At 43.1% G+C, this 11,443-nt stretch carries 11 protein-coding genes; 5 read left to right on the top strand and 6 right to left on the bottom strand.

From position 1 onward, the window contains the following. Positions 1 to 19: 19 nt before the first annotated feature. The 5 genes from B5X60_RS16745 to leuB all read left to right on the top strand — a co-directional run bounded on the left by B5X60_RS16745 (position 20) and on the right by leuB (position 6,399). A complete protein-coding gene (locus B5X60_RS16745; protein WP_079703880.1) occupies positions 20 to 1,528 on the top strand; it encodes a 2-isopropylmalate synthase in 1,509 nt (502 codons plus the stop codon). Between the two features lie 93 nt (positions 1,529 to 1,621). Next, complete coding sequence (gene leuC / locus B5X60_RS16750; protein ID WP_079703881.1) at positions 1,622 to 3,028, top strand: 3-isopropylmalate dehydratase large subunit; 1,407 nt, start codon at positions 1,622 to 1,624, stop codon at positions 3,026 to 3,028. Positions 3,029 to 3,060: 32 nt separating this feature from the next. Continuing rightward, positions 3,061 to 3,657, top strand: coding sequence for a 3-isopropylmalate dehydratase small subunit (gene leuD / locus B5X60_RS16755; protein WP_079703882.1), 597 nt, complete (start codon positions 3,061 to 3,063; stop codon positions 3,655 to 3,657). A 49-nt stretch (positions 3,658 to 3,706) separates the two neighbouring features. Next, entirely contained in the window at positions 3,707 to 5,200 is a 1,494-nt protein-coding gene (locus B5X60_RS16760) for an alpha-isopropylmalate synthase regulatory domain-containing protein (RefSeq protein WP_079703883.1), read from the top strand. A gap of 137 nt (positions 5,201 to 5,337) precedes the next feature. Further along, a complete protein-coding gene (leuB, locus tag B5X60_RS16765) occupies positions 5,338 to 6,399 on the top strand; it encodes a 3-isopropylmalate dehydrogenase (RefSeq protein WP_079703884.1) in 1,062 nt (353 codons plus the stop codon). A 105-nt stretch (positions 6,400 to 6,504) separates the two neighbouring features. Here the strand turns inward: leuB and B5X60_RS16770 are convergent, their stop codons facing one another. From B5X60_RS16770 to B5X60_RS18400, 6 genes are all read right to left on the bottom strand, one after another. Next, a complete protein-coding gene (locus B5X60_RS16770) occupies positions 6,505 to 6,900 on the bottom strand; it encodes a GxxExxY protein (protein WP_079703885.1) in 396 nt (131 codons plus the stop codon). Between the two features lie 119 nt (positions 6,901 to 7,019). Beyond that, positions 7,020 to 8,003, bottom strand: coding sequence for an ABC transporter ATP-binding protein (locus tag B5X60_RS16775; protein ID WP_245803552.1), 984 nt, complete (start codon positions 8,001 to 8,003; stop codon positions 7,020 to 7,022). A 144-nt stretch (positions 8,004 to 8,147) separates the two neighbouring features. Beyond that, complete coding sequence (locus tag B5X60_RS16780) at positions 8,148 to 8,957, bottom strand: outer membrane beta-barrel protein (protein ID WP_079703887.1); 810 nt, start codon at positions 8,955 to 8,957, stop codon at positions 8,148 to 8,150. Positions 8,958 to 9,132: 175 nt separating this feature from the next. Next, positions 9,133 to 9,900 carry a hypothetical protein gene (locus B5X60_RS16785; RefSeq protein ID WP_079703888.1) on the bottom strand — a complete coding sequence of 256 codons (768 nt, stop codon included), beginning with the start codon at positions 9,898 to 9,900 and terminating at the stop codon, positions 9,133 to 9,135. Then, positions 9,881 to 10,450, bottom strand: coding sequence for an RNA polymerase sigma factor (locus B5X60_RS16790; protein ID WP_079703889.1), 570 nt, complete (start codon positions 10,448 to 10,450; stop codon positions 9,881 to 9,883). The genes B5X60_RS16785 and B5X60_RS16790 overlap by 20 nt, the downstream gene beginning before the upstream one ends. A 767-nt stretch (positions 10,451 to 11,217) precedes the next feature. Further along, the coding region (locus B5X60_RS18400) for a hypothetical protein (protein WP_221406271.1) at positions 11,218 to 11,443 on the bottom strand (226 nt) is incomplete at its 5' end.

Below are 11,443 nucleotides of genomic sequence, written 5' to 3' on the forward strand. Positions count from 1 at the left end.
ACCTACATTAAAAAAAGATATGTTACACGACCCAAACCGAATTTACATTTTTGACACCACGCTCCGCGATGGAGAACAGGTACCAGGATGCCAGTTATCAACTATTGAAAAAATAGAAATAGGCAAGGCTCTGGAGAACCTTGGTGTTGATGTTATCGAAGCGGGTTTCCCCATTTCGAGCCCGGGAGATTTTCAGAGCGTGCTCGAGTTGTCGAAGGCTGTTCGGGAGCCAATAATCTGCGCCTTAACCCGTGCAAATAAAGGAGATATTGATTGCGCTGCTGAAGCCCTGAAATTTGCAAAACATCCGCGAATCCACACAGGTATAGGAAGCTCTGATATGCATATTAAATACAAGTTCAACAGTACCAGGGAAGCAATCCTTGAGCGTGCTGTCGAAGCTGTAAAATATGCGAAAAGCTTTGTAGAGGATATTGAATTCTACGCAGAAGACGCAGGCCGGGCGGATAATGAATATTTAGCTAAAATGGTGGAAGCGGTTATTGCAGCAGGTGCCACAGTAGTAAATATCCCTGACACAAACGGATATTGTCTTCCTGAACAATATGGGTCAAAGATCCTTTACCTGAAGGAGAACGTCAAAAATATAGATCAGGCAATTATATCTGTACACTGTCATAATGATCTTGGACTTGCTACTGCAAACAGTATTGCCGGGATCGAGAATGGTGCCCGCCAGGTTGAGTGCACAATAAACGGTATTGGTGAACGAGCAGGTAATACTTCTCTCGAAGAAGTGGTGATGATCCTTAAAACACACCGTACACTGAACTACCATCACAGAGTTAATAGCAAACATTTATATGAGCTGAGTGGCATGGTCAGCAGAATGATGCGCATGCCGGTTCAGCCTAACAAGGCGATTGTCGGGAAAAATGCATTTGCTCACAGTTCTGGTATCCACCAGGATGGCGTTTTGAAACATCGTGAAACCTATGAGATCATCAATCCTGAAGATGTAGGTATCGATCAGTCGGAGATCATTCTGACTGCTCGCAGCGGGCGCCATGCATTGAAACATCACCTGGAACGTTTGGGATATAGCGTCGATCGGATCGATCTTGATCAGGTATATGAGCGCTTTCTTGTTCTTGCTGATGGCAAAAAAGAAATCAAAGACGATGACATTCTCTTCTTGATGGGTAATGAAACTCAGCAGAATTACAAAAATGGTTTAGCCATCAATTCGCTGCAGGTTGTCACTGGTGATCAGTCGGCCCCTGAAGCAACCATCGATCTTAATTACAACGGTAAAGATCATAAGGCAACCGCCACTGGTAACGGTCCGGTAGACGCAACGATCAAAGCCATTGAAAAGATTATAGGACGCAATTTTAATATTAAAGAATTCAACATTCACGCGATTCATAGTGGAAGCGATGATGTGAGCAAGGTTGATATGCGCGTTACCGATGAAGGAAAATCTTATATGGGATATGGTTTCAGCACAGACATTGTAAGGGCTTCGGCAAATGCATATCTGGATGCGCTGAACAAATTCGTTTAAACGGACAAAGAACAAATACTAAGACAATAGATACGTTAAAACGGGCGTCAGCTACTTACAACGTATAACTTATAACGTATAACTTAAAAAAAAATGAGCAAGACATTATTTGACAAGGTGTGGGACACTCACGTGGTCCGTAAGATAGAAGGGGGCCCCGACGTGTTATTTATTGATCGTCACCTTATCCATGAAGTTACAAGTCCGGTAGCTTTTCTAGGATTAAAAAGCCGAGGCATCAGAGTTTTATACCCGGAGCGTACTTTCGCTACCGCCGATCACAATACTCCAACATGGAACCAACATTTACCGGTTGCCGATCCGCTTTCAGCTAACCAGTTAAAAGCACTGGAATCCAATTCAAATGAATATGGGATCAGTCACTGGGGATTAGGTCATCAAAAAAATGGTATCGTTCATGTTGTTGGACCGGAATATGGTATTACCCAGCCAGGGGCAACAATCGTTTGCGGCGATTCACACACTTCAACACATGGCGCCTTTGGTGCTATAGCCTTTGGCATTGGTACATCTGAAGTTGAAATGGTTCTTTCAACTCAATGTATTATGCAGCCGAAACCTCAAAAAATGAGGATCAATATTAACGGCAAGCTCGGCAAAGGAGTGACTCCAAAAGACGTTGCTTTATTCATTATATCTCAGCTATCTACTTCGGGAGCAACCGGATATTTTGTTGAATATGCAGGCGATGTTTTTGAAAACATGACAATGGAAGGCCGCATGACGGTCTGTAACCTAAGTATTGAGATGGGCGCTCGCGGTGGCATGATCGCTCCAGACCAGACTACTATAGACTACGTTAAAGGCCGTGAATTCAGTCCGAAAGGGGAAGCATGGGATCGTGCACTGGCATACTATAAAACATTGAAAACTGATCCTGATGCCGTATTCGATAAGGAATATACATTCGATGGTTCGGCAATTGAACCGATGATCACATACGGAACCAACCCGGGAATGGGTATGGGAATTTCTCACAATATCCCTGACGCCGAAGATGTGGAAGGTGGCGTTGCTACCTATGAGAAATCTTTGAACTATATGGGTTTTCATGAAGGAGATTCAATGATCGGCAAGCAGGTGGACTTCGTTTTCGTAGGAAGTTGTACAAATGGCCGGATCGAAGATTTCAGAGCATTCGCTTCCATCGTGAAAGGCAGGAAAAAAGCCGATCATGTGACTGCCTGGCTAGTCCCTGGGTCGCACATCGTTGAAGCTCAGATCAAAGAGGAAGGTCTACTGGATATTTTCAACGAAGCAGGATTTGTGTTACGCCAGCCTGGGTGTTCTGCGTGTCTTGCCATGAATGACGACAAGATCCCTGCAGGAAAATATGCAGTTAGTACTTCAAACAGAAACTTTGAAGGACGACAAGGCCCGGGATCACGTACCATGCTTGCTAGCCCATTGGTTGCAGCTGCAGCCGCAGTGACCGGAGTTGTCACCGATCCAAGAGATCTTATAGAAGAATTAGTTTAATCTAGCGGTTCAATCCGCCTAACGATATTAAAATGGCATACGATAAATTCACAGTATTACGAAGTACAGCAGTTCCGTTGGCAATAGAGAATGTAGATACGGATCAGCTTATCCCCGCAAGGTTTTTGAAAGCAACTGAACGCGTTGGCTTTGGAGATAATCTTTTCCGCGACTGGCGGTATAATGCAGATAACACTCCAAAAGCAGATTTCGTATTAAACAATCCACTTTATAGTGGTAAGATCCTCGTAGGAGGAAAGAATTTTGGATCAGGTTCATCCCGGGAACATGCAGCCTGGGCTGTATATGATTACGGCTTCCGGTGTGTAGTCTCCAGCTTTTTTGCTGACATTTTCAAAAATAACTGCCTGAACATTGGAGTCCTTCCCGTACAGGTTAGTCCGGAGTTTGCCGATAAAATCTTTAAAGCAATTGAAGCAGATCCGAAAACTGAAATTGAAGTTAATCTTCCCGAGCAAACGATTACACTCCTTTCAACAGGTGAAAATGAGAAGTTTGATATCAGTTCTTACAAAAAAGATAACATGCTTAACGGCTTTGACGATATAGATTATCTTCAAAACATCAAGGGTGAGATCCAGGAATTTGCGGCGAACCTCCCATTATAACAATGTCATTTAGATTAGCGCAAAAAGGGTGAAAAGGAAAATTGAAATAATGGACACGACTCTCCGGGATGGGGAACAAACATCCGGAGTTTCCTTTTCCATTTCGGAAAAGCTGACCATAACTCAGCTGTTACTGGCAGAGCTTAATGTCGATCGGGTGGAGGTTGCTTCAGCAAGAGTCTCTGATGGGGAATTTGCTTCTGTAAAAGCAATAATGGACTGGGCCGGGACAAACGGTTATACTAATAATATAGAGGTCTTATCGTTTGTCGACAATGGCGTTTCTATTGATTGGATGAATAAGGCTGGTGTGAGGGTTCAAAATCTTCTGACAAAGGGATCGATGAATCACTTAACCCATCAGTTGAAGAAAACTCCTGAGCAACACTTTTCTGAGATTGCCGAGGTGATTGCTTCCGCTAAGTCGTTTGGGATTGCCACAAATGTATATCTGGAAGACTGGAGTAATGGGATGAGAAATTCGCCAGATTATGTGTATCAATACATTGATTTCATTTCGACACAGCCTGTGCTGAGAGTAATGCTTCCGGATACACTGGGTGTTCTTACACCCTGTGAGACTTTTAGTTTTATAGACGTTCTCAGAAAACGCTATCCTAAGCTGCATTTTGACTTCCACGCTCATAACGACTATGATCTCGGTAACGCCAATATCATGGAGGCGATAAAGGCTGGTATAAACGGCCTGCACCTAACCGTAAATGGCATGGGTGAGCGTGCTGGTAACGCCTCGATGTCGAGCGCTGTGGCTGTGATCAATGATTTTATTCCAGATGTCGAAACTTCGATTAAAGAATCCTATATCTATACGGTAAGCAAGCTGGTCGAAACCTTCTCGGGGGTTCGAATCCCGGCAAACAAACCTATTGTAGGGGAGAATGTTTTCACTCAAACAGCAGGTATCCATGCCGATGGTGACAATAAAAATAACCTGTACTTCAACGACCTGTTACCCGAGCGATTTGGCCGGAAACGAACTTATGCTCTGGGAAAAACATCCGGTAAAGCGAATATTGAGAAAAACCTGCAGGAACTTGGCTTGAAATTAAGCGACGAAGATTTGAAAAAGGTAACCCAAAGGGTTATAGAACTCGGCGACAAAAAAGAAACCGTAACGAAAGAAGATCTGCCTTACATAATTTCAGATGTGTTAGATAGCAATACCTATGCTGATAAAGTGATCGTTGAATCATATGTATTGACGCATTCGAAAGGTTTACGTCCTTCGGCAACAATTTCCGTTCGTATTGATGGCGAGATCTTTGAAGAAAACGCTCAGGGTGATGGCCAGTTCGATGCATTTATGAAAGCTCTTACTAAAGTTTATACCAAAAAGGAACTTTGCCTGCCAAAACTGATTGACTATGCTGTCCGCATCGCACCCGGAAGTAATTCTGATGCGCTATGTGAAACGATCATCACCTGGGAGACTCCTTCTAAAAAATTTATAACCCGCGGATTAGATTCAGATCAAACTGTTTGTGCGATCAAATCAACGCAGAAAATGCTTAATATAATTTAGTTGGTTCATTGACGGCTATTAGTGGTTAAATTGGCGTACCATGCGTCTAGTTCACTCATTCCGGCAACCATCAACAACCAAAGACTTACAACTAACAACCGAAAACTTACGACGGATAACGTACAACTTATAAACATATGAAATTAAATATAGCCTTACTAGCAGGAGACGGAATTGGTCCGGAAGTAATTGAGCAGGCAGTAAAAGTATCCGATGCGATAGCTGCGAAATTTGGACATGAAATTACCTGGACACCTGCTATTACTGGTGCTTGTGCAATTGACGAAGTGGGTGAACCCTACCCTGATTCAACTCACGAGATTTGCATGGCTGCCGATGCCATTTTATTCGGAGCGATTGGTCACCCTAAATATGACAATGACCCGAAAGCACCTGTTCGCCCGGAACAGGGCTTGCTGAAAATGAGAAAGAAATTGGGACTATTCGCAAATGTTCGCCCAACATTTACTTTCCCGTCATTAATTGATAATTCGCCTTTGAAAAGAGAGCGTATCGAAGGAACCGATCTCATCATCCTAAGGGAGCTTACAGGAGGAATTTATTTTGGCGAACGCGGTAGAAAAGATAATGGGAATACCGCTTTTGACACTTGTACCTATACCCGCGATGAGATCATACGCCTGGCAAAACTAGGTTTTGAAATGGCCATGACCCGCAGCAAAAAGTTATGTTGTGTGGATAAAGCTAATGTTCTGGAAAGTTCAAGGCTTTGGAGAGAAACTGTCCAGGATATGGAAAAGGATTATCCTGAAGTAACAGTGAGCTATGAATTTGTAGACGCTGTAGCAATGCGCCTGGTTCAATGGCCAAGTTCATATGATGTCTTAATTACTGAAAATCTGTTTGGAGATATACTTACCGATGAAGCTTCTGTAATTTCCGGCTCGATGGGATTGATGCCGTCGGCGTCGATCGGTCTCCATACCAGCCTATTTGAGCCAATTCACGGCTCATACCCGCAGGCAGCTGGAAAAGATATTGCAAACCCGCTGGCGACGGTACTTTCAGCAGCTATGATGTTTGAGGACGCATTCGGATTAAAGGAAGAAGCAGAATTAATAAGATCAGTTGTTAATCAGTCATTGGCTGAAGGCGTGGTGACTGAGGATCTATCAGGGGATAAGAAGGCGTATAGGACGAGTGAAGTTGGAGACTGGCTGGCGAATAAGATTAAGTAGGGCTTTTGTCTGGACCAGTATTTTGTCTGGACTAGGATGAGTAAGATGGTAGGATGATAGGATCTCGGTCTTATCTTTCTACCATTTTTGTTTCCAAATTAAAAATCAGTTAACCTTAGATTGATTATCAGGATGGTTTAGATTATAAACGCGCTTAAATTGCAAGCTCTTGGCGCCAAAATTGATTAACAAGCCCACAGGCAGGTTGTAGGCTTGACAATAATTCATGGCCTGGTTTATATGAATATCTTCCAATTTGGATAAGGCTTTCAATTCAACCATTATTATATCTCCGACAAAGAAATCAACCCGCCTGGTTCCAATTTGTATTTCATCATAAAAAATAGACATTCCCATTTCACGCTCAAATAACAAACCTCGCTTGTCCATTTCAATTGCTAGCGCTCGTTGATAAATAACTTCCTGAAATCCGGCACCTAAAGTACTGTGTACTTCCATAGCACAACCGATAATTTGATGGGTTAGTTCGCCATGTATCATAATCAATTATACTGATTATGACTAAAAACGTAAATAAGTACCCGATAACTCAATTAAGTCGAGCAACTTAATCCTCAAATCCTACCATCCTGGGAATCCTAATTAAGACAAAAATTCTCCTAATCAAATTCCAGCCACCTCTCAATCACCACCTGCACCCCCTGCCCTTTCTTATACATCCCCGGCTTAGTGTTTACCGCATGAATCCTAATCCCCTTACGCTCCAGCAGCAAATCTTCATAAAAGCCCCTGAAAAAAATCTCCTCAATTTCATATTTCTTACTGGCCCAGGTGCTCTTCAGCTGTACCCATTCAGGGTAGATCATTACATGCTGTGCTTTGCTCCGTATGCCCATAAGTTTAGCCTCATCGGAAGGCAGGAAAAAAGCATTCCCTAATAAACGGGCTGTGTAAATATGTAAAGGATTATTATAGACCGCTACAGGCTCGCCCGATTCGATCAGCCTGCCATCTTTTAGAATAAACATTTTATCTGCCAAAGTCAGTCCATCAACCGGATCATGTGAAACCATAATAATCGTGATTCCGAGATCATTGCCTAATTTCTTTAAATCGGCACGAAACTGTGTCTTTAGTACAGCATCGAGCTGGCTGAAAGGCTCGTCAAGGAGCAAAACCTCAGGCCTTGTAATAATTGCCCTTGCCAGCGCTACCCGCTGCTGCTCACCTCCGCTTAACTCCACAATTCTTTTTTCAGCCAATTCACTAATTCCCAGCAATGCCATCATATCCAGTGACCGCTGCTTTTTCTCCTGCACATTTTCATTCGAAAGCATGCTCTCGATATTTTCGTAGACCTTGGCGTAAAGGTTAAGATTGAAATCCTGGCTCAGCATCTTCATTGAATCGTGGCCCGGTATCAGCTTCTCGTGTGGTCCAGGAATGTGCTCGCCATTGAAAGTAAGCTCTCCCTCGTTTGGAGCAAGAGTCCCAAAGATGAGTTTTAACAGTGTGCTTTTCCCGCTCCCGCTCTCTCCAACGATTGCAATAAATTGACCTTTTTCAATCGTCAGGCTGATGTCGCTTACTCCTGCAGTCAGGTCGACAGAATAATGCTTGCTTACGCTCTTTAATGAGATCATAGTTTCGGACATGTTCCAAATATAACAAAACCCGCCTTCGCTCACGCTACAGCGGGCAAAGCACTCACAATTAATTCAGCAAGTCATAAAAAAACTGCTATAGTTAGCTATAGCAGTCTTAGGTCTTGATACTTGATACTTCTTTTAAAATCCCAGCATTATTCCAAAAGCGAGGTTTTTGAAATCCTTAGGTCCCTGACCATCAGCGAATACATCATTTCCATAGTATTTGACATATACCCCCGTGCCGCCATACCCTAGCCTTGCAAAGGCTCCATACCTGAAAGGATTGAAATTATAATCATCTTTAGATTTGTCTTTGCCATTCTCAGAGCTAACCTGCTTAATTTTGCCGTTCAGCAGGAAGCCCACTTCCGGCCCAAATACGAAGTTCAGTTTATTGCCCTTCCTGTCGTCTTTCGTACGCAGTTGGATTGACAGTGGAATCCTCAGGTACTGACTGGAAAAGCGATTTTTCTTGAAATCTATGGTCTCAGTAACGTAGGTAAGTGTCGGCTTGTCTTTCTGGAAAGTGATATTTTGCTTAAGGCGCATGTGATTCCAGTCAAGCCCCGCTCCAGTATAAATCTTAAAGTAACTGTTAAAGCGATACCCCATCTGGAAAAACTCAAATCCGAAATTACTGCTCTTCCACGTCTCGCGCTCCAGGTATGAATTAGCCGGCTGCAGGGTAAAGCTTCCATTATCCCGGTACGTGCTTAAACCGAGGTCAAAGCGAGCAGCAACAAACTGAACCGAAAATCCTGAGGAAGGTTTAATTTCTGTTACCGTGGTATCCTTCCCATTGCTACCAATGCGTATGGTGATACTTTTCTTATTGTTGTTTTTAACGGTATCCGCGGTAATAACCAATACCGTATCTTTCTTATTGTCCTGAGCAAAGCCGGGCGCTGTTAAAAATATAACGAGAGCGCTAATTAATAATCTTTTCATGTCTGTTTTTGTAATTGTTCTCTATACTGTTTACTATTTATCCGAAGCGCTCGTATACTTGCCGGCAATGACACGCTCGCACTCTAAATTCTTATTCTTGCTACTTGATACTTGTTACTTGATACTTGATACTTGATACTTGCTACTTGGCACTTGATAATCCCCAAACCCATCTCTACCGATTTCTGCTTTTCAACTTTATCAGCCCTAAATTTATTCCCGACACTTCTGATCCCTCATCACCATCTTTGAACTCAATGATCTTGTCTTCTCTTCGATCGACTTTAGAGATCACAAAATTTACCAGGCTGCCTACGCTACGAATCCGTTTCGGAGCAACCTGCTCCGGCTCCGCTGAAAGATCTTCCTTCACTACATCAGCACTAGCGATCATATCTGGCTTGGTAACATCCAGCTGCGACTGATCACCATCATATCGTGGCACCTTGACTTCCTTCCTGGATTGTACTGCCTCAGGAACATTCCTTCGCGAACTGTTTGCTGCTATAACCTCCTGCTTTGGAGATGATTCTGATGATCTTTCCTGTATTGTCACCGCTACAGGTGTCTCATAAGACTTATCTTCAGAAGCTGCTAATTTAGAAAAGTCGAAGCCTTTGATTTCCGGATGAACATGGTCCATCACTCTTTCGCCGGTGGCGATATCTGTTACTACATCCTCCGGAGTATTTTCAACCATTTCCTGCTGAGTACCCTGTAGCCTGATTACCTCTACCGGCCGGTAAAACCACAAACCCGCACCAATTACAGCTACAACACTTGCTGCTGCCATCCAGAAAACAGGGAAAGTTCTTTTTACTTTCTGCTTCTGATCCATCTTTGAAGCAATCTTACCCCATACTTCAGCTGAAGGCTGAAATTCCGCATCCGCAAACCGTTGTTGAAATAATTTGTCTAATTCTTTATCCGATATTCGATGCATAATCTGATCCCTCCATTTTAATAATTTTTTCTTTTAATATAGTCCGGGCGCGTGACAGCTGTGATTTTGATGCTCCTTCACTTATTCCCAGTTGTTCAGCGATTTCTTTATGCGAAAAACCCTCGATCACATACATGTTAAAGACAAGCCGGTAACCATTAGATAAGCCCTGAACCAGCTTCATCAAATCTTTCAGTTCCAGACCGCTCATGTCAAAAGTGCTTTGCGGCTGGTCATACACTTCGTCAATATCAACGATATTTAATGTTCGCAAATTCTTACGGTAGCTTTCTATCGCCGTATTAACCATTATCCGTCTAATCCAACCTTCAAAAGATCCGTCGCCGCGAAATTCAGAGACTTTTTGGAAGACTTTAACAAAACCCATTTGCAGCACATCTTCAGCTTCATAAGTATCTTTCGCATAACGCATACACACCCCCATCATTTTTGAGGCCAGAGTTCTGTAAAGATTCTCCTGCGCTTTCCTATCCCCCCTTTTACAACCCTCCAATAAACTATCTATAGTAAATTTATGATCCAAATTCATATGCTTTAAATGTAAGATGTTTGGATGGTGGTTTTAGTTGCATTGGAGAGAAAAAATATTTTAAGATATCGCAAAAAGGACCGGGTTGTTGACGTACACGATATCCCCGCTCATAGCCACGGGATGGCCTAGTTCTTTTGCTTTAGGTCAAAATGAAAGTTTCGTTCCGCTCGTGCCGCCGGAATGGCACCTACTTTTTTCTGCAGGCAAAAAAGTAGGCAAAAAGCCCGCGCCTGCTCGACATTTGTTGTAAATTCACGCTTTAGACCCATGGCGCAATCCAAGCCGTGTGAATGCCATTGCAACTGATTAATGTCTCTGCAACACTTCTGCATTGCTTGAGGGGTAGTAAACATTGACGAACAGTTTCTAGGCTCTAAAACGCGCCTTTACTGCCAAATCTCAAGAGGGCGAGTTCTGCGACTTGCAAAGACTGAAGAGCGATTAATGTCAGCTACCCAACGAACTATGGAACTTTCCTTTACGTTAGGTACGCCTGCCTGCGTCCGCCTTGTGCGGACCGCTTCCACACCAGCTAAGCGACGTGTACGTCTCTTAAGCCAAAGTACTGACTCTTCATTCACGTTTTTTCCGCCTCGGCTGGTGCGGACTGCACAAGCCAGGCCCTAGCAGTAACTTCAGAAGCAGCAGACGCAGCGGTGGGGTTTTTGCATACTTTTTGACCTAAGTGACCGTTGCACAACATGATGATATTTTAGGCAAGCGCGTAATAAAAGTCGGGTTTGTATTTCGCTTAATTGAAGTTTTCATATTGTAGTTTGATTGGATCTGACTAACAACTTAAAAAACAATGTGTAACGGGTTATGGGGCATGGAATTGCGTGCTTTAGTCGGTCATTTGCTCTCTCAGAACTGTGTTTTAGTAGCTTCTTCAGATTGTAAGCTATTGCTGCCATGGTCACGCATTTATTCGCCTGAGATCTTCCAATAGTGTTCACCCGTTTCATTCCTAAGAAGTTTACAAGAGTACCA

Origin of the sequence: Daejeonella lutea, assembly GCF_900168015.1 — a bacterium.
In the GTDB taxonomy this organism is placed as follows: Bacteria; Bacteroidota; Bacteroidia; order Sphingobacteriales; family Sphingobacteriaceae; genus Daejeonella; species Daejeonella lutea.